Source organism: Novosphingobium sp. GW835-FHT14H07 (genome assembly GCF_058793515.1).
This window is the reverse complement of the sequence record NZ_JBXAFX010000009.1, coordinates 16,964-42,691: the sequence shown is the minus strand read 5'-3', so window position 1 is coordinate 42,691 and position 25,728 is coordinate 16,964. Positions and strand designations below refer to the sequence as shown.

The 25,728-nt window shown below is 62.6% G+C and carries 30 protein-coding genes and 2 pseudogenes; 12 read left to right on the top strand and 20 right to left on the bottom strand.

Annotation, left to right across the window (positions count from 1 at the left end; all coding sequences use genetic code 11):
• From AC1Q5P_RS10225 to coxB, 10 genes are all read right to left on the bottom strand, one after another.
• Positions 1-885 carry a class I SAM-dependent methyltransferase gene (locus AC1Q5P_RS10225; RefSeq protein ID WP_492518866.1) on the bottom strand — a complete coding sequence of 295 codons (885 nt, stop codon included), beginning with the start codon at positions 883-885 and terminating at the stop codon, positions 1-3.
• Positions 878-2,284, bottom strand: a complete 1,407-nt coding sequence (gene thrC, locus AC1Q5P_RS10220) for a threonine synthase (RefSeq protein ID WP_492518865.1) — start codon at positions 2,282-2,284, stop codon at positions 878-880. The genes AC1Q5P_RS10225 and thrC overlap by 8 nt, the downstream gene beginning before the upstream one ends.
• A gap of 59 nt (positions 2,285-2,343) precedes the next feature.
• A complete protein-coding gene (locus AC1Q5P_RS10215; protein ID WP_492518864.1) occupies positions 2,344-2,937 on the bottom strand; it encodes an SURF1 family protein in 594 nt (197 codons plus the stop codon).
• A complete protein-coding gene (locus AC1Q5P_RS10210; protein ID WP_082013295.1) occupies positions 2,937-3,308 on the bottom strand; it encodes a DUF983 domain-containing protein in 372 nt (123 codons plus the stop codon). Before AC1Q5P_RS10210 ends, AC1Q5P_RS10215 begins: the two co-directional genes overlap by 1 nt.
• Positions 3,308-4,129 (bottom strand): cytochrome c oxidase subunit 3, encoded by an 822-nt coding sequence (locus AC1Q5P_RS10205; RefSeq protein ID WP_492518863.1) that lies wholly within the window; start codon positions 4,127-4,129, stop codon positions 3,308-3,310. The genes AC1Q5P_RS10210 and AC1Q5P_RS10205 overlap by 1 nt, the downstream gene beginning before the upstream one ends.
• Positions 4,130-4,211: 82 nt before the next feature.
• The gene (locus AC1Q5P_RS10200) at positions 4,212-4,853 is read right to left on the bottom strand and encodes a cytochrome c oxidase assembly protein (protein ID WP_492518862.1); all 642 of its coding nucleotides are present in this window, start codon (positions 4,851-4,853) and stop codon (positions 4,212-4,214) included.
• Position 4,854: 1 nt separating this feature from the next.
• Complete coding sequence (locus tag AC1Q5P_RS10195) at positions 4,855-5,019, bottom strand: cytochrome c oxidase system small membrane protein (protein WP_169745704.1); 165 nt, start codon at positions 5,017-5,019, stop codon at positions 4,855-4,857.
• Positions 5,019-5,945 carry a heme o synthase gene (locus AC1Q5P_RS10190; RefSeq protein WP_039332654.1) on the bottom strand — a complete coding sequence of 309 codons (927 nt, stop codon included), beginning with the start codon at positions 5,943-5,945 and terminating at the stop codon, positions 5,019-5,021. Before AC1Q5P_RS10190 ends, AC1Q5P_RS10195 begins: the two co-directional genes overlap by 1 nt.
• A gap of 154 nt (positions 5,946-6,099) precedes the next feature.
• On the bottom strand, positions 6,100-7,791 hold the full coding sequence (ctaD, locus tag AC1Q5P_RS10185; protein WP_492518861.1) for a cytochrome c oxidase subunit I: 1,692 nt from the start codon (positions 7,789-7,791) through the stop codon (positions 6,100-6,102).
• A 30-nt stretch (positions 7,792-7,821) separates the two neighbouring features.
• Positions 7,822-8,820: a cytochrome c oxidase subunit II gene (gene coxB, locus AC1Q5P_RS10180; protein WP_492518860.1), complete on the bottom strand. Its 999-nt coding sequence runs from the start codon at positions 8,818-8,820 to the stop codon at positions 7,822-7,824.
• 269 nt (positions 8,821-9,089) lie between these two features.
• Here coxB and pyrE point away from each other — a divergent pair, with 269 nt between their 5' ends.
• From pyrE to AC1Q5P_RS10135, 9 genes are read left to right on the top strand one after another with little or no spacing between them, the layout of a single operon-like run.
• Positions 9,090-9,674 carry an orotate phosphoribosyltransferase gene (pyrE, locus tag AC1Q5P_RS10175; RefSeq protein WP_492518859.1) on the top strand — a complete coding sequence of 195 codons (585 nt, stop codon included), beginning with the start codon at positions 9,090-9,092 and terminating at the stop codon, positions 9,672-9,674.
• Positions 9,671-10,414 carry a pyridoxine 5'-phosphate synthase gene (locus tag AC1Q5P_RS10170; RefSeq protein WP_039332650.1) on the top strand — a complete coding sequence of 248 codons (744 nt, stop codon included), beginning with the start codon at positions 9,671-9,673 and terminating at the stop codon, positions 10,412-10,414. The genes pyrE and AC1Q5P_RS10170 overlap by 4 nt, the downstream gene beginning before the upstream one ends.
• A 10-nt stretch (positions 10,415-10,424) precedes the next feature.
• Positions 10,425-10,844 carry a holo-ACP synthase gene (gene acpS / locus AC1Q5P_RS10165; RefSeq protein WP_039332649.1) on the top strand — a complete coding sequence of 140 codons (420 nt, stop codon included), beginning with the start codon at positions 10,425-10,427 and terminating at the stop codon, positions 10,842-10,844.
• Positions 10,841-11,752 carry a signal peptidase I gene (gene lepB, locus AC1Q5P_RS10160; protein WP_492518858.1) on the top strand — a complete coding sequence of 304 codons (912 nt, stop codon included), beginning with the start codon at positions 10,841-10,843 and terminating at the stop codon, positions 11,750-11,752. Before acpS ends, lepB begins: the two co-directional genes overlap by 4 nt.
• 5 nt (positions 11,753-11,757) lie before the next feature.
• Positions 11,758-12,819, top strand: a complete 1,062-nt coding sequence (locus AC1Q5P_RS10155) for an AI-2E family transporter (RefSeq protein WP_193827766.1) — start codon at positions 11,758-11,760, stop codon at positions 12,817-12,819.
• Positions 12,820-12,872: 53 nt separating this feature from the next.
• Positions 12,873-13,979 (top strand): DUF3089 domain-containing protein, encoded by a 1,107-nt coding sequence (locus AC1Q5P_RS10150; protein ID WP_330217041.1) that lies wholly within the window; start codon positions 12,873-12,875, stop codon positions 13,977-13,979.
• On the top strand, positions 13,976-14,443 hold the full coding sequence (gene ruvX, locus AC1Q5P_RS10145; protein WP_492518857.1) for a Holliday junction resolvase RuvX: 468 nt from the start codon (positions 13,976-13,978) through the stop codon (positions 14,441-14,443). The genes AC1Q5P_RS10150 and ruvX overlap by 4 nt, the downstream gene beginning before the upstream one ends.
• A gap of 53 nt (positions 14,444-14,496) precedes the next feature.
• Entirely contained in the window at positions 14,497-15,000 is a 504-nt protein-coding gene (locus AC1Q5P_RS10140) for a PaaI family thioesterase (RefSeq protein WP_082013294.1), read from the top strand.
• Positions 15,001-15,050: 50 nt separating this feature from the next.
• The gene (locus AC1Q5P_RS10135) at positions 15,051-15,413 is read left to right on the top strand and encodes a PaaI family thioesterase (RefSeq protein WP_052242158.1); all 363 of its coding nucleotides are present in this window, start codon (positions 15,051-15,053) and stop codon (positions 15,411-15,413) included.
• Here AC1Q5P_RS10135 and AC1Q5P_RS10130 read toward each other — a convergent pair.
• The 4 genes from AC1Q5P_RS10130 to AC1Q5P_RS10115 are packed head-to-tail and all read right to left on the bottom strand — an operon-like array spanning position 15,410 to position 18,466.
• Positions 15,410-15,775, bottom strand: a complete 366-nt coding sequence (locus AC1Q5P_RS10130) for a DUF2794 domain-containing protein (RefSeq protein WP_492518856.1) — start codon at positions 15,773-15,775, stop codon at positions 15,410-15,412. The two genes, AC1Q5P_RS10135 and AC1Q5P_RS10130, sit on opposite strands and share 4 nt — an antisense overlap.
• A gap of 2 nt (positions 15,776-15,777) precedes the next feature.
• Entirely contained in the window at positions 15,778-16,503 is a 726-nt protein-coding gene (gene epsC / locus AC1Q5P_RS10125) for a serine O-acetyltransferase EpsC (RefSeq protein ID WP_039332639.1), read from the bottom strand.
• A gap of 26 nt (positions 16,504-16,529) precedes the next feature.
• Positions 16,530-17,144: an HdaA/DnaA family protein gene (locus AC1Q5P_RS10120; protein ID WP_492477494.1), complete on the bottom strand. Its 615-nt coding sequence runs from the start codon at positions 17,142-17,144 to the stop codon at positions 16,530-16,532.
• A 32-nt stretch (positions 17,145-17,176) separates the two neighbouring features.
• A complete protein-coding gene (locus AC1Q5P_RS10115) occupies positions 17,177-18,466 on the bottom strand; it encodes a heavy-metal-associated domain-containing protein (protein WP_492518855.1) in 1,290 nt (429 codons plus the stop codon).
• A 112-nt stretch (positions 18,467-18,578) separates the two neighbouring features.
• Between AC1Q5P_RS10115 and purM the strand changes: the two genes are divergently transcribed.
• From purM to AC1Q5P_RS10100, 3 genes are read left to right on the top strand one after another with little or no spacing between them, the layout of a single operon-like run.
• On the top strand, positions 18,579-19,685 hold the full coding sequence (purM, locus tag AC1Q5P_RS10110; RefSeq protein WP_492477492.1) for a phosphoribosylformylglycinamidine cyclo-ligase: 1,107 nt from the start codon (positions 18,579-18,581) through the stop codon (positions 19,683-19,685).
• Positions 19,678-20,619: a phosphoribosylglycinamide formyltransferase gene (purN, locus tag AC1Q5P_RS10105; RefSeq protein ID WP_492518854.1), complete on the top strand. Its 942-nt coding sequence runs from the start codon at positions 19,678-19,680 to the stop codon at positions 20,617-20,619. The genes purM and purN overlap by 8 nt, the downstream gene beginning before the upstream one ends.
• Before the next feature lie 8 nt (positions 20,620-20,627).
• Entirely contained in the window at positions 20,628-21,770 is a 1,143-nt protein-coding gene (locus tag AC1Q5P_RS10100; protein ID WP_062343706.1) for an MFS transporter, read from the top strand.
• On the opposite strand, the gene AC1Q5P_RS10095 is transcribed toward AC1Q5P_RS10100, so the two are convergent.
• The 6 genes and pseudogenes from AC1Q5P_RS10095 to AC1Q5P_RS10070 form a co-directional block, all read right to left on the bottom strand.
• Entirely contained in the window at positions 21,767-21,898 is a 132-nt protein-coding gene (locus AC1Q5P_RS10095; protein WP_369821004.1) for a hypothetical protein, read from the bottom strand. The two genes, AC1Q5P_RS10100 and AC1Q5P_RS10095, sit on opposite strands and share 4 nt — an antisense overlap.
• A gap of 198 nt (positions 21,899-22,096) precedes the next feature.
• Positions 22,097-23,488, bottom strand: a pseudogene (locus AC1Q5P_RS10090) (TonB-dependent receptor); the annotation flags it as partial.
• Between the two features lie 441 nt (positions 23,489-23,929).
• A pseudogene (locus AC1Q5P_RS10085) lies at positions 23,930-24,406 on the bottom strand (TonB-dependent receptor plug domain-containing protein); the annotation flags it as partial.
• A 227-nt stretch (positions 24,407-24,633) separates the two neighbouring features.
• Complete coding sequence (ndk, locus tag AC1Q5P_RS10080) at positions 24,634-25,056, bottom strand: nucleoside-diphosphate kinase (protein ID WP_039332627.1); 423 nt, start codon at positions 25,054-25,056, stop codon at positions 24,634-24,636.
• Between the two features lie 78 nt (positions 25,057-25,134).
• Positions 25,135-25,566 (bottom strand): DNA polymerase III subunit chi, encoded by a 432-nt coding sequence (locus tag AC1Q5P_RS10075; RefSeq protein ID WP_492518853.1) that lies wholly within the window; start codon positions 25,564-25,566, stop codon positions 25,135-25,137.
• Entirely contained in the window at positions 25,566-25,721 is a 156-nt protein-coding gene (locus tag AC1Q5P_RS10070) for a DUF2256 domain-containing protein (RefSeq protein ID WP_082013293.1), read from the bottom strand. The genes AC1Q5P_RS10075 and AC1Q5P_RS10070 overlap by 1 nt, the downstream gene beginning before the upstream one ends.
• Positions 25,722-25,728: the final 7 nt, after the last annotated feature.

The following is a 25,728-nucleotide window of genomic DNA, read 5'->3' as shown; positions in this document are numbered from 1 at the left end:
TCAGCTTTTCCAGCGGGCGAAGATGGCCGTGGGCAAGTGACGTCCGCCCCCACCCTGTTCGCGGATGCAGAGGTCGCCGTGCTCGATCGTGCCGGGCAGGTCCTTCAGGGCCTCTGCCAGAAGCCCGGCAATGGCGAGGGAGGACATACGGACAGCATAGACGGTGAGGAACAGGAAGCGGCTGTCGGCATCGAGCAGCTTTGCGCAGTCCTTGATGAGACCGGGGAGGCTTTCCTCGAGGCGCCAAACTTCGCCATCGGGACCGCGGCCGAACTTGGGCGGATCGAGGATGATGCCATCGTAGCGGCGGCCACGGCGGACTTCGCGGGCAGTGAACTTGGCAGCATCGTCCACGATCCAGCGCACGGGTCGCTCTGACATGCCCGAAAGCTGGGCATTTGCGCGGGCCTGGGCGACGGACTTCTTCGAGGCGTCTACGTGGGTGACGGGGCCATATTCTGACAGCGCCAGCGTGCCGACGCCGGTGTAGCCGAACAGGTTGAGCGTCTGGGCATCAGGCTTGTCGGCAAGCCGTTCGCCCATCCAGTCCCATACCGGAGCCATATCGGGGAAGAAGCCGAGGTGCCGGAACGGGGTGCAGGAGGCGGTGAAGCGGACGTCGTTCCAGCCAAGCTCCCAGCCCTCGCGCGGGACCGGGCGATCGAACTGCCAGCGACCGCCACCGTCCTCGTCGGAACCTGGGACGAACTCGGCGTCGGCGCTCCAGTCCGAAGTGCGCGGTGTCCACATCGCCTGCGGTTCAGGGCGGATGAACCGGTGCGGGCCGTATTGCTCCAGCTTCCGACCGTGGCCGGAATCGAGCAGGGCGAAGTCCGCCCAGCCCTCGCCGACCATCAGCTTCGGCTGGAGATCGAGATCAGCCATGCTTGAGCGTGGCGCGCTCGGCGACGTAGGCGGCGACAGCATCATACTCGCCGGGAAGGCGATCATAGCGCTCCTCGCGCTCGAACAGGTCACCTACGCGCGAAGGCAGGCCCGGGCGGACGCCGGTGGCGCGCTCTACCGCGTCGACGAACTTGGCGGGATGGGCGGTGGCGAGCGTGACGATCGGCACGCCCGCGGGGATACCTTCTGCAACGCGAGCGGCGTGGAGGCCGATTGCCGTGTGGGGATCGAGCACTTCGCCGCAAGCCTCATAGGCCCAGCGCATGGCATTGGCCATCTGACCGGCATCGGCGCGCTCGGAGGTGAACAATTCAGCTGCCGATTCGCGCTGCGCGTTGGTCAGCTGCATCGCCCTGGTCGCCTCGAAGTGCTTCATCTGCGCGGCAAGCGCAGAGCCGTCTCGGCCGCAGCCGTCGAACAGCAGGCGTTCGAAGTTCGAGGACACCTGGATGTCCATCGATGGCGCAGCGGTTGGCGTGACGGTGCTGGCGGAATAGTCGCCGCTGGACAGCGCGCGGTGGAGGATGTCGTTGACGTTGGTTGCAACGATGAGGCGCTCGATCGGCAGGCCCATCTTGGCCGCGACGTATCCTGCAAAGACATCGCCGAAGTTGCCCGTCGGAACCGAGAACGCAACCTTGCGCTGTGGTGCGCCAAGCTGGAGCGCGGCGTAGAAGTAGTAGACCACCTGCGCCATCAACCGTGCCCAGTTGATCGAGTTCACCGCTGCGATGCCGAAGCGGCTGGTCATTGCGGCATCGTTGAACATGCGCTTCACCATCGCCTGAGCGTCGTCGAAGCTGCCGTCGATGGCGATGTTGTGGACGTTGGGCGCGATGACCGTGGTCATCTGGCGACGCTGCACGTCGGACACGCGGCCATGTGGATGGAGCATGAAAATGTCCACCTTGGCACGGCCGGCAACAGCGTCGATCGCGGCCGAGCCGGTATCGCCCGAGGTCGCGCCGACGATAGTGATGTGATCATCGCCGCGCGCAAGGAACTCCTCGAACAGCAGGCCGAGCAGCTGCAGCGCGACGTCCTTGAACGCGAGCGTGGGGCCGTGGAACAGTTCGAGCACCCACTGCGTCTCGTCGAGCTGCTTGAGCGGGACGACAGCGGCGTGGGCGAAACGGCCATATGCCTGTTCGCACAGTTCAAGCAGGCGGTCCGGCGTCAGACAGTCGCCGACAAAGGGCTGCATGATCGTCTGCGCCAGCTTCGCGTAGGGCAAACCGGCCATGGCGGCGATCTCGTCCGCGCTGAACTGCGGCCATGTCTCGGGCACGTAGAGGCCGCCATCTGAGGCGAGGCCTGCGAGCGTGACGCCCTGGAAATCGAGCGAGGGTGCCTGCCCCCGGGTGCTGACGTACTTCATGGGTTTGCGCGGTTAGCGGCCAAGGGCGCAAAGGGCAAGGATTGAGGCGCCCCTTGCTTTCAGGACGGTGAGCCCCGCTCCCGCCAACGCTTGCGCAGGGCGAGGGCATAAATGATCACTGCCACACCGGCGAAGAAGAACCATTGCACCGCATAGGCAAGATGGTTGTTGGGAATGTCGCTGGGGTTTGGCTTCGCACTGGCCTCGAAGCCGGAAACCGCGGGGTCGGCTAACAGGCGGGCGTTTCCATCCATGTAGGGCACAATCAAACCACTGACCTCTCCGCCTTCCCACTCCGGATGCTGGGGGCCTTGGGTCCAGCCTACCTGGACATACGCTGTCTTGTTCCCATCAATCCCGCAGAGCACGACATGGACGTAACCTGCCTGATCTTTGCCGTTTCGCCCGGCGATGGAGTTCCAATCCGAGGTGAAGCGGCAATTCACGCTCGACTGGCGGAACAGAACGGCTTCAGTCTGCTGCGGATCGGCCGAAGGGAACGGCACTGCCGCCGGATTTGCCATGGCCGCCACGTAATGTGCCATGAGGTTCTGCTTCCACTTCAGCCGCTCAAGCTGCCAGACCCCGAGCCCGATCATGGTCAGGATAGCAGCGACCACGATCACGGTAGAGACAATCGGCACGCGCCGCATCAAAGAAGACCTTCCTTTTCGAGTCGCGCCATCAGCACGGTTGCCTTGGCATAGCGCAGGGCGACGGTCACGACGGCCGGGACGAGCGTTCCCCACAGGCCAATCAGCGCCCAGATCGGCAACTGGACAATATCGTCCAGCTTGAGCGCAGCAAGGACCAGCAGGATCGTGATGGGGAGGACCACGAGATACATTCCCCGCCCTCGCGGCTCATGGCGTTCGAATTCCAGCCCGCATGAAGCGCACCGTTCCGCCAGAGCCCCGAGCCCAGCCCATAGCCCTTTCGCGCCACAGCGTGGGCATAAACCGAAAAGGGCAGCCTGGGTGATCCCCGGCTGCCCCTTCGTGTTCTGGCTTTTGCCTTCGGGCATCAATGGGTGGGATAACCCCAGCTGCCCCACACGTAGATCGCCACGAACAGGAACAGCCAAACCACGTCAACGAAGTGCCAATACCACGCAGCCGCTTCGAAGCCGAAGTGCTGGCGCGGGGTGAAATGGCCCTTGTACGCACGAATGAGGCACACGATCAGGAAGATCGTGCCAACGATCACGTGGAAGCCGTGGAACCCGGTCGCCATGTAGAACGACGAACCGAAAGTGTTGGTGCCGAAGGCGAACGGTGCACCAGCGTATTCATAAGCCTGGATGCCCGAGAAAAGCAGACCGAGCAGGATCGTCGCCCAAAGGCCCTTCTTGAGACCTTCGCGATCACCATGGATCAGAGCGTGGTGCGCCCAGGTAAGCGTGGTGCCCGAGCAGAGCAGGATCAGGGTGTTGAGCAACGGCAGGTCAAAGGGATCCATCACCGCTTCGATCGCCTTGGGTGGCCACTGGCCACCAACCACTTCGGCCAGTTCCGACGGGAACAGCGAAAAGTCGAAGAACGCCCAGAACCAGCCGACGAAGAACATCACTTCGGAAGCGATGAACAGGATCATGCCGTAGCGCTGATGGAGCTGAACGACCGGAGTATGGTCGCCCGCATGCGCTTCCTTGATGATCTTGCCGAACCACGAGAAGAACGTGATGATGACGCCCAGCAGGCCAAGCAGCATGACGGCAGTGCCGCCAGCTATCTTGTGCATATAGAGCACGCCACCGCTGGTCATGGTCAGGGCCGAGATGGCACCGACAAAGGGCCACACGTCGGGCGGAAGGATATGATAATCGTGGTTCTTTGCGCCGGCCATGATCGCCTCAATTCCCCCAGTCAAATCTGGTCGTAATGGCTTGCCCGCAGCAGGACGCTACAGGAGCAGTTCATCTGGGCCTTTATCGCCGTGCTTGCGCGCGGTCCAGAGGCTTTTCTGTCAATGAGGCAAGTGGCTTGTTCGCAGCGGAATTGCCCGCCTGCGCCGCACTTTCGGGAGTCTCGTTGAACGTGTAGCTCAACGTGATCTCCTCGATGTTGCTGGCGCCGGGATCGTCGAGAATCGCGGGATCGACATAGTAGATCACCGGCATGCGCACATCCTGGCCGGGCATCAGCTTCTGTTCGGTGAAGCAGAAGCACTGGATCTTGTTGAAGAACTTGCCAGCCTGCTCGGGCGAGACGTTGAAGATCGCGGTTCCAGTGATCGGGCGGCCCGAGAGGTTCTTGGCCTCGAACGTTGCGATCTTGCGTTCACCGATGCGGAGATCCTGCGTCACCTGCTGCGGCTTGAACATCCACGGCATGCCTGGCGCGGTGTTGGCATCGAAACGGACGCGGATCATCCTTGCGGCGACCTTTACGCCGGCCAATTTCTCTGAATCCGCGCGCTGCGTGGTGCCACCGTAACCGGTCACCTGACAGAACAGGCGGTAAAGCGGAACCGAAGCATACCCCAATCCAAGCATGGCAAGGGCTGCACCCGCAGCCATCAGGCCGACGTTGCGGTTCTTGCGCGGGTCGGGCAGGACTGCGCCGGCCATGTCAGTGGTTCACTTGTGCAGCGATCTTCACGATCGAGATCGCGAAGAACAGCACGGCAAGCGAACCGAGCACGATGCCGAGGACCTTGTTGCGGCTGCGCTGACGCGCGCGATAGAGCGTGGTCTCTTCCTTGCCGAGGTGCGTATTCTGCTTGGGGTCGTTCATCATTGCCAGCCTTGCACTGTGGCAAGCCGGTCCCCCGCCAGCATGCCGAAAAGGACGAAGAGATAGAGTACCGAATAGGCGAAGAGGCGCTTTTCAGGCTTCATCTTGTCATCGGGCTCCGAACTGCGCAGTCCCACTTGAATCGAGAGCGCCACGAAGATCACCCCCAGCACCAGCGCGGAAACACCGTAGACCCAGCCGGTTCCGCCGATCCACCACGGCGCGAGCGTGACGGGCAGAAGCAGCAATGCGTAGATCAGAATCTGACGGCGCGTTGACTTCTCGCCTGCAACGACCGGCATCATCGGAATACCGACCTTGGCGTAATCGATCTGCACGAACAGGGCGAGCGCCCAAAAGTGAGGCGGCGTCCACATGAAGATGATCAGGAACAGCAGAACAGGCATCAGCGTGATGTTGCCCGTCACCGCTACCCAGCCGATCAACGGCGGGAACGCCCCTGCCCCGCCACCGATCACGATGTTCTGCGGCGTCCGAGGCTTGAGCCAGACGGTGTAGATCCAGGCGTAGTAGAAGATCGAGAAGGCGAGGATGGCTGCCGCAAGCCAGTTCACGCCCAGCCCCATGATCACCACGGACGCTCCCGACAGCGCAAAACCGAAGTCACGCGCCGAGGTCGGGTCCATGCGGCCTGACGGCAGCGGCCGCTTTGACGTGCGCTTCATGCCTGCGTCGATATCGGCTTCCCACCACATGTTGAGCGCCGCAGCGCCGCCAGCACCGACGGCGATGCACAGGATGGCAGTGAAGGCGAGGATCGGGTGAATCTGGCCGGGCGCGGCTAGAAGGCCGCACAGGCCGCTGAAGATGACCAGCGTCATCACGCGCGGCTTGGTCAGCGCGAAGAAATCGCGCCACTCCGCGGGCAGGGCTACGGTCGAGCCGAGGGGTGTTGCAGAATCCATGATTGGCCGCGCCTATACGCGCACCTGACGTTCATGGAAAGCGAAACGGGACGAGGCGTTCGGGCAGGTTTGTTGTGCTTGGTCCGGACAGGAGAAGGGCCCCCGGATCGCTCCGGAGGCCCTTTCTGTTTCAGCCCTTGGGCCGACGATAAGCTCAGTGTGCGTGAGCGGCGTCGTCGATCACCGGCAGGGTTTCGAACTGGTGGAACGGCGGGGGCGAGGACAGAGTCCACTCCAGCGTCGTCGCACCTTCACCCCAGTAGTTGGCTTCAGCCTTCTTGCCGGCAAGGAATGCGTAGAGGATGTTGATGAAGAAGATCACGATGGAGACGGCCATGATGACGTACCCGATCGAAGCGATCTTGTTCCAGTATGAGTAGGCCAGAGCGTAGTCCGGATAACGACGCGGCATGCCCTGAACCCCGAGGAAGTGCATCGGGAAGAAGATCAGGTTCACGCCGACGAAGAACACCCAGAACTGAAGGTGGCTCAGGAACTCGGAGTGCATGCGGCCGCTCATCTTCGGGAACCAGTAGTAGAACCCGGCGAAGAGCGAGGTCACGGCACCCAGCGACAGCACGTAGTGGAAGTGTGCGACCACGTAGTAAGTGTCGTGCAGATTGTCGTCCACGCCGCCGTTGGCCAGCACCACGCCGGTGACACCACCCACGGTGAACAGGAAGATGAAGCCCAGCGCCCAGACCATCGGGGACTTGAACTCGAGGCTGCCGCCCCACATCGTCGCGATCCACGAGAAGATCTTGATGCCGGTCGGCACTGCAATGACCATGGTCGCGGCGGTGAAGTACATCTTCGTGTTCACGTCGAGGCCGGTGGTGTACATGTGGTGCGCCCACACGATGAAGCCGACGACGCCGATCGCAACCATGGCGTAGGCCATGCCCAGGTAGCCGAACACCGGCTTCTTCGAGAAGGTCGAGATGATCTGGCTGATGATGCCGAAGCCCGGCAGAATCATGATGTACACTTCGGGGTGGCCGAAGAACCAGAACAGGTGCTGGTAGAGAACCGGATCACCACCGCCGGCAGGATCGAAGAAGGTCGTGCCGAAGTTGCGATCGGTCAGCAGCATGGTGATGGCGGCGGCCAGAACCGGCAGCGCCAGCAGCAACAGGAACGCGGTGACGAGCACGGACCACACGAACAGCGGCATCTTGTGCAGGGTCATGCCCGGCGCACGCATGTTGAAGATCGTGGTGATGAAATTGATCGCGCCGAGGATCGAACCCGCGCCCGAAAGGTGCAGCGAGAAGATCGCGAAATCGACGGCCGGTCCGACCGAACCCGAGGTGGACAGCGGTGCATAGACCGTCCAGCCCGTGCCGGCACCGATGCCCGTGCCGCCCGGCATGAATGCCGAGAGCATGAGCGAGCAGAAACCAACGAAAGTCAGCCAGAACGACACGTTGTTCATGCGCGGGAAGGCCATGTCCGGCGCACCGATCATGATCGGAACGAACCAGTTGCCAAAGCCGCCGATGATTGCCGGCATGACCATGAAGAACACCATGATCAGACCGTGGGCGGTGATCAGCACGTTCCACATGTGGAGCGTGGCGTTGAAATCAGCCGCGTTGCCTCCAAGGAACTCGGTCCACCACCCAAGGTACTGAATACCAGGCGCAGCGAGTTCGGCACGCATGATGCCGGATACGGCACCACCGATGACCCCCGCGAAGATTGCGAAGATCAGGTAGAGCGTGCCGATGTCCTTGTGATTGGTAGACATGAACCAGCGGGCGAAAAACCCAGGCTTGTGGTCATGATCGTGGTCGTGCGCATCGTGATGCGCATCGAAACCTTCGTTTGCTGGAATGGTGGCCATCTCGGTCAAACCTTGTGCATGAACATCGCGTCAGGCGGCAGGAGCGGCTGGAGCCGCCCCAACGGTGCCGCCGGGCTGGGTCTTCACCCAAGCCTCGAACTTGTCGCGCGGCAGGGCTTCCACCGCGATCGGCATATAGCCGTGGCGGGCGCCGCACAGCTCGGAGCACTGGCCGTAATAAACGCCCGGCTCCTTGATGAAGAGTACCTTCTCGTTGATGCGGCCCGGCACGGCGTCGAGCTTGAACCACAGCGACGGTACGGCAAAGGCGTGGATCACGTCCGAACCGATGGTCTGGATGCGGATCGGCTCACCCGCCGGAACGACCATGCGGTTATCCACCGCCAGGTGCGCAGGCTCGCCCGCCTTGAGAGCATCTTCTTCCGACAGCATGTTCGAAATGACTTCGAAACCTCCGTTGTCAGGATAAGTGTAGCCCCAGTACCACTGATAGCCGGTGACCTTGACGGTCAGCGCACCCTTAGGGGCGGGATCGTACTGGTGAGCAAGAAGGCGGATCGACGGAACCGCGATCACGACCAGGATGAGAACCGGAACCAGCGTCCAGATCACTTCGATCAGCGTGTTGTGGCTGGTCTTCGAAGCGACCGGGTTGGCGCGCTTGTTGAACTTGGCCATGACGACCAGCAACAGCACCAGCACGAGGATAGAGATAGCAACGATGATCGGCATGAGGATCACGTCGTGCATCCAGAGGCCTTCCTCGCCGATCGGCGAATACTGGTCCTGGAAGGTCCATCCCTTGTCGACCGGCTGGCCCTTGCCGGCAGTCGGCTTCATGGGAGTGTAGTAGCCCTTGTCAACCGGTGCGGCTTCGGCGGCAACTGCAGGCGCAGCCGAGTCGCTGGCGGCCGCAGCCGGCGCAGCGGCAACCGGAGCTGCAGCTTCGGCTGCAACCGGCGCAGCAGGTGCTGCAGCCATGGCCTGGGTCCCGAAAGTCAGCGCGGCAGCGACGCCAAAGGTCCGGAAAGCTTTGCCCATGGAACGGGCGGTATCGGCAAGACTCATCGTCAAAGTTTCCGCTTTTTCCCTGTTTGCGCGCTTGTTGCGCTGCATCAAGGAGGCACTTGCGCACCTCCTCTAAGTCCCTCGATTGGAGCGGCCTATACGCGTAGCTGTCCCAAGCCTCAAGCGGCAGAACGCATATTTTTCATGGGGCTCTCATGGCCATTCGGGCAATGCCGAAACAGTCCGTCACAACGCTGTTCGAAAAGGGTTGCTCCCGGCGCAGGCAGGGGCCATTTGCGGGGCGTTGCGGCAATATTCCAGGCAGACCGATGCTCGAAGACGACATCCTTTCCGAATTCCGTGCCAGCCAGGCGTTGCTCGAGGGGCACTTCCTGCTCTCCTCAGGGCGTCACAGCGCGCACTACCTGCAATGCGCCCGAGTCCTGATGGACCCGATGCGCGCCTCGCGTCTAGCTGCAGCAACCGCTCAGAAGATTCCGCGCGAATTGCGCCAGCAGATCCAGAAGGTGGTGTCGCCGGCCATGGGCGGCGTAATCATCGGCCATGAAATGGGACGCGCACTGGGTGTCGAGGCTATGTTCGTCGAGCGTCCGACCGGGACGTTCGAGTTGCGCCGTGGCTTCTCGCTCAATCAGGGTGAGAAGGTGCTGATGGTCGAGGACGTGGTGACGACCGGCCTTTCTAGCCGCGAGGCCATCAAGGCCATCGAGGAAGCCGGCGGCCAAGTCATCGCGGCGTCGGCGCTCGTCGACCGATCGGCCGGCAGCGTCGATCTCGGCGTTCCGTTCTTCCCGCTCGTCGCGCTGAACTTTCCGACTTATGCGCCCGATGAACTGCCGCCCGAACTGGCCGCGACCGAAGCGGTCAAGCCGGGCAGCCGGGCCAAGCCGTGAGCAGCGTTCTGACACCGGGCCGCCTCCGCCTGGGCGTGAACATCGATCACGTCGCAACGATCCGCAATGCCCGAGGCGGAGACCATCCGGATCCGGTTCGCGCAGCCGAGATCGTTGCCAGCGTAGGCGGCGATGGGATCACTGCACACTTGCGCGAAGATCGCCGGCACATCCGCGACGAGGACCTCGCCCGCATTCAGGCAGCCACCAACCTGCCGCTCAACCTCGAGATGGCCGCGACCGACGAGATGCTCGAGATCGCGCTGCGCCATAAGCCGCACGCTGCCTGCATCGTCCCGGAGCGGCGCGAGGAGCGGACGACCGAGGGCGGGCTTGATGCCGCCGGCCAGCACAACCGGCTTGCCCCGATCGTGGCACGCCTTTCGGATGCCGGAATCAGGGTAAGCCTGTTCATCGCACCCGAGGCCCGCCAGATCGAGGCGGCAATGAAGCTCGGCGCACCGGTGGTTGAACTGCATACCGGTGAATACGCGCATGCTGAAGGCGACGCGCGCGCAATCGAATTGAAGCGTATTGCCGATATGGCTGCGCTCGCAGCACGGAACGGGATCGAGCCGCATGCGGGACATGGCCTGACTTACGAGAACGTCCAGCCGATCGCAGCGATTCCGCAGCTGGCCGAACTGAACATCGGCCACTACCTCATAGGGGAAGCCATCTTTGTCGGACTCGAGGCAGCGGTGCGCCGCATGCGCGACCTGATGGACGAAGCACGGTAACGGCCGAAGCATGATCATCGGCATGGGCTCGGACCTCTGTAACATCGAGCGGATCCGGAACTCGATCGATCGTTTCGGCGACCGCTTCATTGATCGCGTGTTCACCGAAGTCGAGAAGGCCAAGGCCGCACGCCGCCCTCTCACCATAGCTGGCACGCTGGCCAAGCGCTTTGCCGCCAAGGAGGCGTTTTCCAAGGCCGTCGGGACCGGATTCAAGGCCGGTGTGTTCATGAAGGACATCGGAGTCGTCAACGCGAAGTCGGGAGCGCCGACGCTTGCCTTGACAGGGGGGGCTGCAGCTCGCCTTGCCGCGATAACCCCCGATGGTTACGAGGCGATTGTTCACCTGACCTTGACCGACGACCACCCGTGGGCTCAGGCCTTCGTTGTCATCGAGGCCCGCCCCCTGGCAGAAAAGTCCGCAGTTTGACCGTCGAAACCCCAGCCCAGCCGCAGCAAGAGCTTTCACCTCCCCCGCCACCGCCCGGTGGCGTGGATTGGTGGGCAGAGATCCGCGGTCTTTTCCTGATGCTGCTGGCGGTCGTGACGTTTCACAGCCTGATTGCCAAACCCTTCTACATTCCCTCGATCTCGATGATGCCGAACCTCCTGGTGGGCGACCGGTTGATCGTTGCCAAATACCCCTACGGCTGGTCCTGGGTTTCGGCATCCTTCCACATCCTGCCTCGCGGGTCGGAGCGCTTGCTGCCCAAGACCCCGGAATATGGCGACATCGTGATTGCCGTGCCGCCGGACAGGGATGAGGACTACATCAAGCGGGTCGTCGCTCTTCCCGGGGACCGGATCGCGGTCATCCACGGACAGATCATCCTGAACGGAAAACTCGTCCCGCAACAAGCCGAGCCGCCAGTGCAGATCCCTGCCGACCCTCAGCTTTCGTGCGACGGTGCCCCCTGTTACGACATGTTCGAGCGATACCGGACCCGTCTGGATGATGGCCGAGAAGTCTTCGAGCTGCCGGCCTTCAGGGAGACACTCCCCAACGGGGCCAGCTATGTGATCATCGACCACATGGACCAGGTGCTGGATAACTACCAGGAAACGCTGGTTCCGCCGGGACATGTCTTCCTGATGGGGGACAACCGCGACCATTCGGCCGATAGTCGGGCTTTGATCGAGGAACGTGGCCTTGGTGGACCGGTGCCACTGGCCAACGTTGGCGGCCGGGCCGAGTTCGTCACTTTTTCGCTCGATGGCAGCGAAAGCTGGAACCCGTGGACCTGGTGGACCGCCTTGCGCAAAGATCGCGCCTGGACCAGACTGCGCCCGGAAATCCGCCAGCAATCCTTGGTGACGGACGGTCCAGACAAGCGGTGAAGCAAATGGATGAATGCGAACCCACCGCAACGGCCGGTCCGACCGATATAACCGACAATCTGGTGCGCAGAGAGGCAAAGAAGGCCGCAGTCTGGTTGGGAATCGCCGGGTTGTTCGCGCTGGCGGTGCTGCTGGCGCAGCCAATCATGGTCATCATCGGCGGCATTGTCTTTGCGGCCATGATCGATGGCGGCCAGCGGCTCATCGCGAGGGTCCTGCCGCAGATTCCCCGCAGCTTGAGGATCGTCATCGTCCTGGTTGGCACGCTGGCATTCCTGGTGTGGGTGGTGATCTTTGCTGGCGGGCAGATCGCAGCGCAGGCAGCCGAACTGCCCCAGGTCATCCAGACGCAGCTCACCAGGTTGAGCGCCTGGGCGGAAGGGCACGGCGTGAACGTGCAGAATCTGGATCTCCAGAACATCGCGGGTCAGGTTCTAGGCAGCGTCGGACAGGTCACGCGGGCGCTTGGAGGCGTACTGAACGGATTCACCACCGCCTTTCTGATCCTCATTCTTTCGATCTACTTCGTTCTCGAGCCGGACCTCTACCGCCGGGGCGTTGCCTGGATGCTGCCGGAAGACAGCCGCGAGCATTGGGAAACGACCGCTCTGCGCATGGGCAAATCGCTGCGCATGCTGCTGTTCGGCCGCCTCCTCGGAATGACAGTGGAAGGCGTGGCCACCTGGGCCCTGCTCGCGTGGTGGGGTGTGCCGATGGCTGCATTGCTTGGTCTGCTGACCGGGCTGTTAGCATTTCTGCCCAACATCGGCGCGCCAATTTCCGGAGCCCTGATGATCATGGTCGGCTTTTCCGGCGGCACCGAAATGGGACTATTCTGCATCGCGGTCTACATCGTGGTGCAGACGGTGGACGGGAATGTGATCGTGCCAATGGTTGCCAGGAGGACAGTCGATCTTGCACCCGCGCTCGTGCTCGGCGCACAGTTGATGTTCGGGCTGCTGTTCGGAATTCTCGGCCTTATGCTGGCGGATCCAATCGTCGCCATGATGAAGATCATGCTCGAACGCCAGGCTGAACGCAACTCTGCAAACCGGGTCGATAGCTGAATCTGGCCCCTCGAGATTTGAGACGAAGAATGGTCCGCAAGTTCCTGTATCTCATGGCTCTCCTCATCGTGATGGTGATTGCTGCGGTCTTCGCGCTGAGCATCTGGCAGAACGAGCTGACCCGCTTCGCATTTGTTCCGCGCGTATCGTACGGCAGGCTCGAGCCTCTTCCGGCCGATGCCTATTCCGGAAACAAGATGTGGTTCGCGCGGCCGGGGATGCAGAACGACCCGGCGCAGTGGGTCCCGACAGGCGTGGACAATAGCGGAGCAAAGGGGCCTGCTGCGGTTTTCTTCATTCACCCTACGAGCTATCTTGCTCGCGAGAACTGGAATGGACCCCTGGACGACGCTGACAGCAATCGGCGCGCAACCTTTTTCGTGCAAGGCATGGCATCGGCCTTCAACCAGCAGTCACAAGTCTGGGCTCCACGCTACCGTCAGGCCGCTTTCGGCGCTTTTCTCACCGACAAGGCCGAAGGGGAGATGGCGCTTGAATCTGCGTACGCCGATGTGCGCCAGGCTTTCGATGCGTTCCTGGCGAACGTGCCCGCCGACAAGCCGATCGTGCTGGCGGGTCACAGCCAGGGCGCCCTTCACCTCTTGCACCTGCTCAAGGATCGGGTTGCGGACACAACGCTCGCGTCGCGGATAGTCGCGGCCTATCCGATCGGCTGGCCGATATCGGTTGAGCATGATCTGCCACAGATGGGACTTCCGGCCTGCGCTTCGGCCGAGGCGGCAGGATGCGTGATGACCTGGGCCAGTTTTGCCGAGCCTGCCGATCCCGAGCTAGTACTGGAAGCCTACCGCACGCGGCCTGCCCTGGATGGCAAGCAGAAGGACGCGCGCCCCGTACTATGCACGAACCCGCTGACCGGTAGCGTGGGCGGCTCCGCCCCGGCTGCCGCCAATCTGGGCACGTTGAAGCCGAGTGAGCATCTCGATTCCGGAGAACTGATCCCGAAGGCCGTGCCTGCGCGTTGCGATGCCAAGACCGGCTTGTTGATGATCGGGGATGCGCCCGATCTCGGGCCCTTCGTTCTTCCGGGAAACAACTATCACGTTTACGACATACCGTTGTTCTGGGCGAACCTGCGCGCCGATGTAGCTCGGCGGGCGGCGGCATGGGAAAAGCTGCACGGGCGTGCGGCCAAGTGATCACCCAGTCGGCCCTTTGCATGCGCGACGAGTTGCCCGAAGGCGGGGTGCTGATGGGGCTGGATACTGGCACCAAGACCATCGGCATTGCCCTGTGCGACCGAGACTGGCGCTTCGCCACGGCAGGCAAGACACTTCAGCGCGGCAAATTCACCGCCGACAAGGCAAAGCTGCAGGCGCTGATCGAGGAACGCGGTGTCGTAGGGCTCGTGATTGGTCTGCCGCTCAATATGGACGGATCGGAAAGCCCGAGGTCGCAGGGCGCCAGGGCTATCGCTCGCAACCTCGAGGATCTTGGGCTGCCGATCCTCCTTTGGGACGAGCGGTGGACTACGCAGGCCGCCGAACGGGCGATGATCGAGCAGGACTTCAGCCGGGCCAAGCGGGCAGAACGCATCGATTCACACGCCGCTGCCCTGATCCTGCAAGGCGCCATCGACGCACTGGCCGGAAGCGCATTTTAATCGCCCGCTTAATACGCTTGTAATCGCACCATAGCTGCGGCAGGGAAACAGTCATGGATACAACGCCCGAACCCGCCGGAGGAAGGCCCGCGATTCCGCCGGGCATGGATTTCAATCCGAAGCAGTTCGGCAAATTCATGATGCGCCACGGGCATACCGGCTTCATAGGCATGCAGTATCGCACTCATGGCGATAACTGGGTCGAGCTTGGTCTGCCTTGGCGCGAGGACTTGGTCGGCGATCGCGAGACGGGCGTACTCGCTTCCGGCCCGATAATCAGTTTGCTGGACAATGCCACGTCGATGTCCGTCTGGGCACTGCGCGGCGGCTTTCGCCCGCAAGTGACGTTGGACCTGCGTGTCGACTATGTTCGCGCCGCAACGCCAGGCAAAACGATTATTGCCTGGGCAGAGTGCTACCAGTTGAAGAAGTCGATGGCGTTCGTCCGGGGCATTGCCCACGACGGCGACATCACTGATCCCGTAGCGCACGCCGCCGGCATCTTCATTCAGGTCCAAGCAGACGGCTGGGCGCGTTCACCAGGAGAAGCGAAGTGAGCGAAGCTGGCGTTCTCTTGTCGGAAAAGTTGCCGCCCTATGCGCGATCAATGGGCATGCGAATCGCTGGCATGCTGGACGACGCCCCGCTTCTGGCAATGGATTTTTCCGATCGAGCCATGGGTCGGCCTGGATTCCTTCACGGCGGCGCTATCGCAGGCATGATGGAAATCGCCGCGATCATGGCCCTTCACGCCCATCTCGGCGAGGAGGACGCGAGGATGCGAATCAAGCCAGTGAACATCTCCGTCGAATACCTGCGAGGCGGCGTGACGGTGGAAACCTTCGCGCGCGGCGAGGTAATCCGCGCAGGAAGGCGCATTGCCAACGTGCGCGCAGAAGCTTGGCAGTCTGATCGCGACAAACCGCTGGCAAGCTGCTGGATGAATTTCCTGATCAAGCCGAAGAGCTAATCCTCCACGACCTTCATCAAACGGCGCTCGAGCGGCGACAGAACACCCGCCAAGTCATGGCCGCGCTTCAGGACTTGCCCGGCTTCTCCGAACAGTGCCCACATGCCCTGCTTGCTGCGCAGCGAGGGCCGTTTTTCAATCCTTGCCGTGGGGCGTTCAGCGGTTCGCTTGAACGCTGCGAAGACAGCGGCATCCTTGCCAAAGTCCATTGCATAATCGCGCCACAAGCCGGCTGCGACCATGCGACCGTAGAGATCGAGGATCTTCAGCAGCTCTGGCCGTTCGAAGCCGACCTGCTGGATCGCACGCGCGTTCGGGAATGGGACGACGGTGCCGGACGTCCTGGCATCAGGGCCGGTCACGCTCAGCTGCGGTTCCTTCTGCCGACCGTGGTCGGAGTCGGCGCAGGCGAGGTATCGTCGCCACCCGTCTGAGCAGCGACGAGTGCCGCAACCTGTGCCTTCAGCGCTGCGACTTCGGCCTCAAGCTCATCAACCCGCGAGCCGCCGTTCGGCTCGCACGGCTCCTTGCACGGAGTGCCGTAGGGAATGAATTCCTTAAGCCACGTTTCTGCAGGCACCAGCGTGGAGCGAGCTTTCAGCCCGACCATCGTAGCGCCTTCAGGCACATCGTCGGTCACAACGGCATTTGCCCCTACTCGAGCGCGAGGACCAACAGTGATCGGCCCCAGGATCTGGGCACCCGAGCCGATGATCGCATTGTCGCTCAACGTCGGGTGACGCTTTCCGGGGATACCATTTGCAGGGTTCGTCCCGCCTAGCGTGACGCACTGGTAGATGGTGACATTGTCGCCAATCTCGGCCGTCTCGCCAATGACGGTGAAACCGTGGTCGATAAACAGGTGTTTGCCGATCCTGGCGCCCGGATGGATGTCGATCGCAGTCAAAAAACGGGAAAAATGGTTCACCAGACGAGCCAGGAAGAACAGCTTGGCCTCGAACAGCCAATGCGCGACTCGGTGGAAGCCGACGGCCCAAAGGCCCGGGTAGAGCAGGATCTCCCAACGAGAACGGGGCGCGGGATCGCGCGAGCGGATCGAGTCCAGATAGGCGATCAGGCCGTTGAACATGCCCTGATTCTCTCTCTTTCAGGCGCTTAAAGCAAGCGCGGCTGGAATTCCCCTGTCCGCTCGGCAAGCGCGTCGCGGACCAGTGATATGGTGACGGGTGATTTACGCTCAAGAGACAGACGGTCAAGAGTTTCAATCAGCAACTCGATTTCTGCGTGCGTGCGTTCCACTCTGGGCAGGAGGTAGGCGATTGCCTGTTCGCCCAAAACGAGCCCCCGCCGCGCGGAATGTTCCACGATCAACCCAGCTACGAGCTCATCGTCTGGTGCGCCAAGCTCTATCAGCAGGGCCGAACCCAAGCGCGAGGCGAGATCGGGCAGAGTGATCGTCCAGTCACCCGGAGCGCGATCGCTGACCAGCAAAAGGGGACGTCCCGAAGCTTGTGCGCGGTTCCATTTATGGAAGATCTCGTCCTCAGGCAGCGAATCGGCGCTGTCCAACACCTCCCCTGCCCCACTCTCCGCAAACCAGCGGGCCAGCAGGCTTTTGCCCGAGCGTGGTGGGCCGACGAGAATTGCGGTGCGGAAGGGCCAGGTGGCAGCCGACTGCAGCGCTTCGATCACAGGCACCAGGCAGGGCCCCATGACCACGGTTTCGGCACCGCGCGCTGTCACGAGCGGAAGGGCGATCTGCGAAGACATCTGCCGAATATACGCTCGAATCGCGGTTCGGGTTACTTGCGAATCGAAAGCGCGCCCGCGCCGACCGTCACCCGCCAGCCCTGCGCCCGCAATGCTGCGGCCAACGTATCTATTTCGCCCGCGTAGGTGACGCGCATGACCGACGTGCCGCCAATCGCGATCGAACTCGAGACCGCGCTCTTCACCCCGGGGATGCCACGCACTGCGGCGATGCCGGCGTCGACCGCCGGGCCGTCCGCAGTGGCGAACTGGATGGTTATGGTTGCTCCGGCCGCAGCCGCCGTCGGCGTGGCAGCGGCGCTTGGCGTGGCTTCGGGAGCGGTCGCCAAGGCAGGCGTGGCGACCGGCCCTGCGCTTGCCAGCGTCTGCTCGATCAGCTTCGGATCGATTTCGGCCACCATGTTGAGCGTCGGATCGGGCTTCAGGACCCCTGCAACGAGAGCCTGGGTGTAGATGCCGTCCAGCCGGCCGATCGCATCTTCCAGCATCCTGGGCAGATCAGCTTCGCTCTTGGCGGTCAGGGTGAAGCTGCCGAGGAAGCGATTGTCCGGACCGTAGCGCGCGGTGAACGTGCCGCTCACAGGGCCCCCGGGGAATTGCCGGTCCAGGCGCGCGATTGGCATGATCACGTCGGACGCTCCGAATTCGTCCAGGATCAGCCGCCACCAGTTGCGACTGCGCCTATCAAGCTGCCCCGCCGTCAACAGGAGCGAATCGGAGCCTGCGCCAGCTGGTCGCACGTAGTCGATCGCGCTGCTGCCTGTGCGATACTCCGCCCACGCCTTTTGCCATGGAGTGCGGGTTTCGTAAACCGTCGCCACGCCGCCCTGGTAGAGGACCGGCACGACCAGCAGCGGCGCCGAGCGGGCCTTCGCGCCGGTCATGCCGAGTCGTTCACCGGTGCGGGCGCGGTCGAAGATCACGCCGAGACGCGCGATGTAACGGCGCGGACCGATCTGTTCGTGCTCGACAACCACAGCCGAAACCATCGATTCGATCGTCGAATCATCGAGCCCTGGAGCGGCCCCGCCACTACCGTTGCTTTCCCAGAGCTTGGTCCACGCCTTGCGCTGCGCTTCGCGCCAGCCCTTGTTGCGTGCGTCCTCGGCATTGCCGCCGCCGACGTTCACCTCGATCCCACGCACTTCGTAGTCGCCATTGCTGGCGATCGGCGGGATGCCGCGATCACCCTCGATCTGCGCGACAAGAGCAGCCCCGCCCAGTCCCGCGACGAGGGCAATGCCCAGCATCAGCGCCTTGCGGTTCTTCGCTTTTTCGATTGGCAGATGCAGGGCGACCAAGGGAACTCCGAAACCAGTCATGGCCGAAGGTCCGGCCGGTAAAGCACACGGAATTCGAATTCCGCAACTGGATGCCCGCTTTTGCCGAAACGAAAGTGGAAATCCAAGCAGGAAAGCGCTAGGCGCGCGCACCATGAGCGACAAGCAGGAAAAGCCCGAGAGCTATAGCTACGCCAAGGCTGGCGTGAACATCGCCGCTGGCAATGCGCTGGTGAAGGCCATTGGCCCGTTGGCGAAGTCAACCGCCCGGCCCGGCGCGGATGCGGAGCTCGGCGGCTTCGGCGGCTTCTTTGACCTCAAGGCGGCGGGCTACAAGGACCCGCTTCTTGTCGCTGGCAACGATGGCGTTGGCACCAAGGTCAAGCTGGCGATCGATCACGACCGGCATGACACGATCGGCATCGATCTTGTCGCGATGTGTGTGAACGACCTGATTGTGCAGGGGGCCGAACCGCTCTTCTTCCTCGATTATTTCGCCACTGGCCGTCTGGACAATGGCGTGGCCGAGCGCGTGGTCGCCGGAATTGCGGAGGGCTGCAAGCAGGCCGGATGCGCCCTGATCGGTGGCGAAACCGCGGAAATGCCCGGCATGTATGCCGACGGAGACTACGATCTCGCTGGCTTCTGCGTTGGTGCCGTTGAGCGCGGTGAGCAACTGACCGGCGGCCGCGTGGCGGAAGGCAACGTGCTGCTCGGCCTCGCCTCGTCTGGCGTTCACTCGAACGGTTACTCGCTGGTGCGTCGTCTCGCTGCAGACAAGGGCTGGAAGCTTGACCGCCCTGCCCTGTTCGACAACGAGCGCCTGCTGATTGATTACCTCATCGAGCCGACCCGCATCTACGTGAAGAGCCTGCTGCCCTTCATCCGCTCGGGCCGCATCAACGCGCTGGCCCACATCACCGGCGGTGGCCTGCTCGAGAACGTGCCCCGCGTCTTGCCGCAAGGCCTTCATGCGCGCATCGATGCCGACAGCTGGGAGCAGAGCCGCTTGATGGCGTTCCTGCAGGCGCAGGGAAATATCGAACCCGAGGAAATGGCCCGCACCTTCAACTGCGGCATCGGCATGATCCTGGCGGTGGAAGCGGCCGAGGCCGAATCGCTTGCCGCCGACCTCGCCGCGGCTGGTGAAACGGTCTATCGCGTCGGGACGATCGTCGCGGGCGAAAAGGGCTGCACCGTCACCGGCAGCGCCGAGACTTGGTCCGCCCGCGAGGCATGGGAAGCCACCCACATTGGCTGACCGCGTCCCCGTCGCCGTCTTCATTTCGGGCAGCGGCACCAACATGGCCGCGCTGCTCTATGCAAGCCGTGCGGCGGACTGTCCTTATGAGATCGTACTCGTTCTCTCGAACAACCCGGATGCTTCGGGTCTGAAACTTGCCGAGGCTGAGGGGGTGGCGACGTTCTGCCTACCGCACAAGGGCATTCCCCGGCCAGAGCACGACGCGATGATGGAGGCCGAGGTGGTCCGGGCCGGGGCGCGCTATATCGCCCTTGCCGGCTACATGCGCATTCTGAGCCCCGAATTTGTCGGACGCTGGGAAGGTCGGATGCTCAACATCCACCCTTCGCTGCTGCCCAAGTACAAGGGCCTGCACACCCACGATCGCGCGATCGAGGCTGGGGACAGCCACGGTGGGTGCACAGTGCATCTCGTGACCGCAGAACTCGACGATGGCCCGATCCTCGGCCAGACGCCGGTAGCAATCATTCCGGGCGATACCGGCGACAGTCTTGCCGCTCGCGTCCTGTTCGCCGAGCACCAGCTCTATTCGCGAACCCTCGCCAGCTATGTTGCTCGCGAGAACAGCGCTGGATGGTTGCTCGAGAAGGTGCGCGGCCTCGCTGCCGCCCTTCCTGATGTCGAAGAGCGTGAAAGCCACGGTGCTCCCGGCTGGCGCGTGGGCGGCAAGTACTTCGCCTATTTCAACGATCAGCACCACGGCACCCCGCACATAGCACTGCTGGTGAAGACGAGCGGTCAGGACGAACTGGCCGCCCTGATCGAGCAGGACGAGGACACCTGGTTCCGGCCAGCCTACTATGGCGCAAGCGGCTGGGCAGGACTGATTCTCAACCGTCCCGATGTCGACTGGGAGCACGCAGCCGACTGGCTTCGCCGCAGCTGGGCCGCCGTGGCGCCCAAGCGGCTCGCCGCAATGCTGGAGTTCTAAAGAGCGCCATGCAGCTCACGGCCATCCGCCGCATTTACGCACACACGGGCCTGCAATCGTTTGTTGAGACAAGCGGCGGGCTTTTCGTGGTCGGTTTTCTGGTCAAGCAGGGGCTGAGCCCGGCACTTGCGCTGGCCAGTTTTGCTCTAGTGCTACTTTCGCGCTTCGCCCTGCGAGCGGCGGTACTGCCCATTGCCCATGCGCACGGACTGCGCACCGTGCTGTTGCTGGGCTGCGGAGTGCGCGCAGCTTCGTTCCTTATGCTGCCGTTCGTCGAGGGCATGGGACTGCTGCTGGTGGCGTATATCCTGGTCTCCGGGCTTGGCAGCGTGCTCTATTGGACCGGCTATCACGCCTACGTCTCCGCTGCAGGCGATAACGCTGCGTTGGGGCGACAGGTGTCGATCCAGCAGGCGACCACCGCCGCAGTGGGAATCGTTGCCCCAGTTGCGGGGGGCTTTCTGCTTTCGGGCGCCGGGCCAGTCATCGGCTTTGCCGTGATTGCGGCGATGCAGCTGCTCGCGGGCCTGCCGTTGACGGGCGCGCCCAATCCGGCGGTCCCGCGCGAAAGCCGTGCAGACCCTGCGATCGTCAGCGCGGGGCGTAGAATCTATTTTGCCGAAGGGCTCCAGTCGGGCTGCTCGGTCGTGGTCTGGAACCTCGCGCTGTTCGTCACCCTGGGGCAGAGCTTCGAGAGCTTTGGCGGCGCGCTTGCGCTTGCCGGGTTGGGCGCAGCGGCAGGCAGCCTGATCATCGGCCGGCTGATCGACGGCGGGCGCGGGACGTATTCTCTAGCGCTGGCTTATGGTCTTGGCGCTGCGGTTCTGGTGCTCAAGGCCCTTGCGTGGGCCTCACCCCTGCCCGCGCTGATCGCAACTGCGCTCGGTGCGCTGGCCGCGCCCATGCTGGCAACTGCCATGCTTTCGCCGCTTTATGCCATGGCCCAGCGCTCGCAATGCACGCTGCGCTTCAACATGGCCACCGAGGGCGGGTGGGACCTCGGTTGCTCTTCTGCCGCACTGGTTGCCGCAGCACTGCTTGCCACGGATTTCGGCTACACTATGCCGATCCTGCTTGGCCTGCTCGCCATAGCCGGGATCGGGTGGGGCCTCACGCAATGGTATCGCGGCGAACGCGCCCTCACTGCCTAGATCTCGCTGGCCTGCACATTGGGACGGTTCTCGCGCGTCCCACGATAGCGAACGGACCTGTCGCTGGGATCGCCTGCAATCACCACATGATCTTCGTGCACTTCCAGCAGTTCGCCGGCGAAAGGCATGTCCTCGAACATCGGACTGCCGACGATACGATAGCTACAGTGTCACCGACCTTGAACGTCGAAGCATCGAAGTTGAACTCGAACGGACAGTCGCCAGCACCCATGCCCTGCATTTCAGGTCTCCTCTTGTGAATGACCTAAACAGAAAGGCCGCCGGGGTGAACCGGCGGCCTCTTGTCATTTGATCTGGGCGATGGCTCAGAATTCGTAGCCAAGCGTCACGCCGTAGGTCCGCGGCGGCATCAGCGTGCCACCGATGGTGCGGCTGGTGGCAACCGCGTAGCTGCCCGCCCAGACCAGTTCGTTGGTCAGGTTGCGCACCCAGAGATTTACCGAAGTCCGGTCGTCCGAATGGCGGTACTTCACGTTCGCATCAACCATCACATAACCGTCAGCGGCCATGCGATCGTCGTTGAACTCGGTGTGGTACTGCTTTGAACGGTAGGACACGTTCGTGCCGAACAACACGCTGGCCCCGCTCGAAAGGTCAGCCGTGTAGGTCGGGTTGAAGTTCAGCGTCCACTTCGGGCTCATGCGGGTAGCGTTCCCGGACAGGTCTTCGTCAGGCAGCGAAGCGCCGCCAGGGCCGAACAGCGCCGCGTTCAGCGGGTTCTTCGAGAAGAACTTGGTGAACTTGGAGTTCAGGTAGGCTGCCGAAGCGTCAATGGCGAGACCATCGATCGGGCGCCAGCGCAGCTCGAACTCCGCACCATAGGCCCGCGACTCCGCTGCGTTTTCCAGAGCGCTGGCAAAGAACGGCGGGTTGGGGATCGGGAAGGTCCGCTGGAACTGGCCGTTCTTGAGCTTCTGGTAGAACACGGCAAGGTTCGTCTGCAGCGAGCCGGCGCTGTACTTGATGCCGCCTTCGAAGGCCTCGACCTTCTCGGGGTTCACGAACGGCGTGACCGCAGTGGCCGAACGGCGCGAACCGATTTCGGCGGTGCCGGACTTGAACCCGCGCGACCAGTTGAAATACGCCATCACATCGTCATTCGGACGGAACTCGACGCCGAGCGAGGGCGAGAAGTCGTCCCAGGTCTTCGATGTGTCCCACTGCAAGGGATCAAGCACGAAGCCGGTCGCGGCGGTGCCGATGCCGCTGTTGTTCTTGATCTTGCGCTTTTCCCACGAATAGCGCCCACCGGCCTTGATCGAGAACTGCTCGGTCAGGTCGTAGGTCACGTTGCCGAACACGGCCCAGGTCTCGACATCAAGCTTGCCGTCGAACTGGACGCGATAGGGGTCGGTGTTGGTCAGCACGTCAAAGCCGATGTGGTTTTCGACGCGGATGTGGTCCTTCAGGTAGAAGCCGGCGAAAACGGCATGCAGTTTGTCTGTATCGACGTTGAGCTGCAGTTCCTGGCTGAACTGGTTCTCGAATACCGGCTGCCAGTGGTTGGCGCTGGTACGCACGGCGTTGGTCTGCGCCAGCGGATAACCGGCGTAGGACGACATGTCGAAGTCATGGAAGAAGATCGCGCGGAAGTTGCGGTAGCTTGTCAGAGACTTGAGCGCGACCGTATCGGAGGCCGCATAGTCCATGATGCCGGTGAAGGCATACTGCTTGCGATCGTTGATCGGGTCATAGTTGGTGTTGAGATTGCGCACGTTCTTGGCGAACGATGCTGCGCTGCCGTCGGCGTTGGTGCGCTGGCCCAAGGCAGTCAGGCTCGGAACCGTCGTGCCGGGGAACGAAACTTCGCGGAACTTCACAGCGAGCGAACGATCGTTCTCGGTGTGAAGTTCACCCGTCAGCAGGATGGACAGCTTGTCGGTCGGCAGGAACTGCAGATGACCGCGCACCGACCACTGGTTGGCGTTGTCGATCTCGTTGCCCGTGAATTCGTTGATGCCAAAGCCATCGCGCTTGATGCGCTGGACCGCGAGGCGAGCGCGTACGCCTTCGGTGATCGGACCGCCGATCGCGGCATCGGTCTGCACCAGGAACGCATCGCCACCGAGGGTCTGGCGGACGTAGCCATCGAGCTTGTCGGTCGGCTTGGCGGTGATCAGGTTGACCGCGCCGCCGGTGGCGTTGCGGCCGTAGAGCGTGCCCTGTGGTCCACGCAGCACTTCGACGCGCTCGAGATCGAACATCGAGCCAAGCTGGGCCTGCGCGAGGCTGACGACGACGCCATCGACATGGAGCGCAACTGACGGGTCAACGCCCGGGAGCGAGCTCGACAAGCCGATGCCGCGGATGAACAGCTTTGCGAAGTTGAAGTCGTTGCCGAAGCTGATCGATGGAACCAGCGCCTGCAGGCCTTCAAGATTGACAGTGTTGTTGGCGGCAAGCTGCTCGGTGCCGACAGCAGCAACCGAAAGCGAGACGTCGGACAGCGACTGCGCACGCTTCTGCGCGGTCACGATGATTTCGCCGCCGTCCTCTGAGGACGCTGCGTCCTGAGCGGCGTCCTGCGCCAGAACAGGCTGCGAAAGAGCGAAAGCTGCAGCGGCAAACAGACTGGTGCGCGCCAGCAGGCGCGCGGAAGCGCGGGTTGTGAACATCAGGTATCCTCCCTGAAGAGGCTGGAAGGCCTCAGCGTTCTCGTGTTGGAACAACCGGCTACCTACGCCTTGTATGCTCCGCTTACAATTATGGTTATGTGGGATAACATGTGATTTGCAACGAAGCGTTGCATCTGCGCAACATTGACCGAAGGTCCGTCTCGCGCCCACGAAAAAGGCCGGAGCATCTCTGCCCCGGCCCTTCAATCAGCGGCGGCTTTCGCCGATCAGCCGACGATTTCTTCGGGCTTGAAGAAGTAGGCGATTTCGATCGCCGCGTTCTCGTCCGAGTCCGAGCCGTGGACCGTGTTGGCTTCGATCGATTCAGCCAATTCCTTGCGGATCGTGCCGGGCTCGGCGTTGGCAGGGTTGGTCGCACCCATGATGTCGCGGTTACGCTGCATGGCGTTCTCGCCTTCGAGAACCTGCACGACGACCGGACCCGAGATCATGAACTCGACGAGGTCGTTGAAGAAGGGGCGTTCCTTGTGAACGGCGTAGAAGCCTTCTGCCTGCTCGCGCGTCATGTGGATACGCTTCGAAGCGACGACGCGAAGGCCTGCTTCTTCCAGCATCTTGGTGACCGCGCCGGTCAGGTTGCGACGCGTGGCGTCGGGCTTGATGATCGAGAAAGTGCGGGTAACCGCCATGGGAGCGTTCCTTGCGATAGGGGGAATCTGATTGCGCGCGCCCCTAGCGATGTTTGTGCTGCGGTGCAAGGATGGCGCTCAGGGCCCTTCCTTCCACTTGCCGCCCTCTTGCCGCCAATAGCGGCGCTCGACGCCTTCGCGGCTGCCGAGCATGCGCCAGCATCCCCGTGCATCGTCAATCCGCGCGGGCGGGAACAGCAGGAACACCCGTTCAAACTCACCCTCGCGCCAGATACCGTCGGCGAGCGCCATGTACCTTGCGCGATTGGCGGGCTCTGGCGCATCGGACAGCAGGACCGGCTGGCGCTCGTCCTGATCGGTCCCGGCACGGCCGTTGGCGAGAAATGTCTCGGGCAAGCGTGTCCAAAGTGCCTCACTGACACTGCGAAGCTGCGCCTCGTCTTCCGACACGACCAACAGCCGTTCTCTTGCGCCAAGCGTATTGCGCGCAATCAGCGGCAGGACCTGTTCGGCCGGATCACTGGTAAGCTGGTAGAAATCGACGCGCATCAGCCTGCAACCTTGCCCTTGCCGCTACGGCAGCGGTCGGAACAGAACTTCACGTTATCCCAATCCCGCTCCCACTTCTTGCGCCAAGTGAACGGCAGCCCGCAAGCGGCGCAAATCTTGGTAGGAAGGTCAGATTTGCGCCGCATCTTGGGCATGGGAAAG

What these genes read in the sequence shown, in the direction of transcription:
- AC1Q5P_RS10225 (WP_492518866.1), bottom strand. Translation starts at nt 885, where the DNA reads ATGGCTGATCTCGATCTCCAGCCGAAGCTGATGGTCGGCGAGGGCTGG.
- thrC (WP_492518865.1), bottom strand. Translation starts at nt 2,284, where the DNA reads ATGAAGTACGTCAGCACCCGGGGGCAGGCACCCTCGCTCGATTTCCAG.
- AC1Q5P_RS10215 (WP_492518864.1), bottom strand. Translation starts at nt 2,937, where the DNA reads ATGCGGCGCGTGCCGATTGTCTCTACCGTGATCGTGGTCGCTGCTATC.
- AC1Q5P_RS10210 (WP_082013295.1), bottom strand. Translation starts at nt 3,308, where the DNA reads ATGCCCGAAGGCAAAAGCCAGAACACGAAGGGGCAGCCGGGGATCACC.
- AC1Q5P_RS10205 (WP_492518863.1), bottom strand. Translation starts at nt 4,129, where the DNA reads ATGGCCGGCGCAAAGAACCACGATTATCATATCCTTCCGCCCGACGTG.
- AC1Q5P_RS10200 (WP_492518862.1), bottom strand. Translation starts at nt 4,853, where the DNA reads ATGGCCGGCGCAGTCCTGCCCGACCCGCGCAAGAACCGCAACGTCGGC.
- AC1Q5P_RS10195 (WP_169745704.1), bottom strand. Translation starts at nt 5,019, where the DNA reads ATGAACGACCCCAAGCAGAATACGCACCTCGGCAAGGAAGAGACCACG.
- AC1Q5P_RS10190 (WP_039332654.1), bottom strand. Translation starts at nt 5,945, where the DNA reads ATGGATTCTGCAACACCCCTCGGCTCGACCGTAGCCCTGCCCGCGGAG.
- ctaD (WP_492518861.1), bottom strand. Translation starts at nt 7,791, where the DNA reads ATGGCCACCATTCCAGCAAACGAAGGTTTCGATGCGCATCACGATGCG.
- coxB (WP_492518860.1), bottom strand. Translation starts at nt 8,820, where the DNA reads ATGAGTCTTGCCGATACCGCCCGTTCCATGGGCAAAGCTTTCCGGACC.
- pyrE (WP_492518859.1), top strand. Translation starts at nt 9,090, where the DNA reads ATGCTCGAAGACGACATCCTTTCCGAATTCCGTGCCAGCCAGGCGTTG.
- acpS (WP_039332649.1), top strand. Translation starts at nt 10,425, where the DNA reads ATGATCATCGGCATGGGCTCGGACCTCTGTAACATCGAGCGGATCCGG.
- AC1Q5P_RS10155 (WP_193827766.1), top strand. Translation starts at nt 11,758, where the DNA reads ATGGATGAATGCGAACCCACCGCAACGGCCGGTCCGACCGATATAACC.
- AC1Q5P_RS10150 (WP_330217041.1), top strand. Translation starts at nt 12,873, where the DNA reads ATGGCTCTCCTCATCGTGATGGTGATTGCTGCGGTCTTCGCGCTGAGC.
- AC1Q5P_RS10140 (WP_082013294.1), top strand. Translation starts at nt 14,497, where the DNA reads ATGGATACAACGCCCGAACCCGCCGGAGGAAGGCCCGCGATTCCGCCG.
- AC1Q5P_RS10135 (WP_052242158.1), top strand. Translation starts at nt 15,051, where the DNA reads ATGGGCATGCGAATCGCTGGCATGCTGGACGACGCCCCGCTTCTGGCA.
- epsC (WP_039332639.1), bottom strand. Translation starts at nt 16,503, where the DNA reads ATGTTCAACGGCCTGATCGCCTATCTGGACTCGATCCGCTCGCGCGAT.
- AC1Q5P_RS10120 (WP_492477494.1), bottom strand. Translation starts at nt 17,144, where the DNA reads ATGTCTTCGCAGATCGCCCTTCCGCTCGTGACAGCGCGCGGTGCCGAA.
- AC1Q5P_RS10115 (WP_492518855.1), bottom strand. Translation starts at nt 18,466, where the DNA reads ATGACTGGTTTCGGAGTTCCCTTGGTCGCCCTGCATCTGCCAATCGAA.
- purM (WP_492477492.1), top strand. Translation starts at nt 18,579, where the DNA reads ATGAGCGACAAGCAGGAAAAGCCCGAGAGCTATAGCTACGCCAAGGCT.
- AC1Q5P_RS10100 (WP_062343706.1), top strand. Translation starts at nt 20,628, where the DNA reads ATGCAGCTCACGGCCATCCGCCGCATTTACGCACACACGGGCCTGCAA.
- AC1Q5P_RS10095 (WP_369821004.1), bottom strand. Translation starts at nt 21,898, where the DNA reads ATGCCTTTCGCCGGCGAACTGCTGGAAGTGCACGAAGATCATGTGGTG.
- ndk (WP_039332627.1), bottom strand. Translation starts at nt 25,056, where the DNA reads ATGGCGGTTACCCGCACTTTCTCGATCATCAAGCCCGACGCCACGCGT.
- AC1Q5P_RS10075 (WP_492518853.1), bottom strand. Translation starts at nt 25,566, where the DNA reads ATGCGCGTCGATTTCTACCAGCTTACCAGTGATCCGGCCGAACAGGTC.
- AC1Q5P_RS10070 (WP_082013293.1), bottom strand. Translation starts at nt 25,721, where the DNA reads ATGCCCAAGATGCGGCGCAAATCTGACCTTCCTACCAAGATTTGCGCC.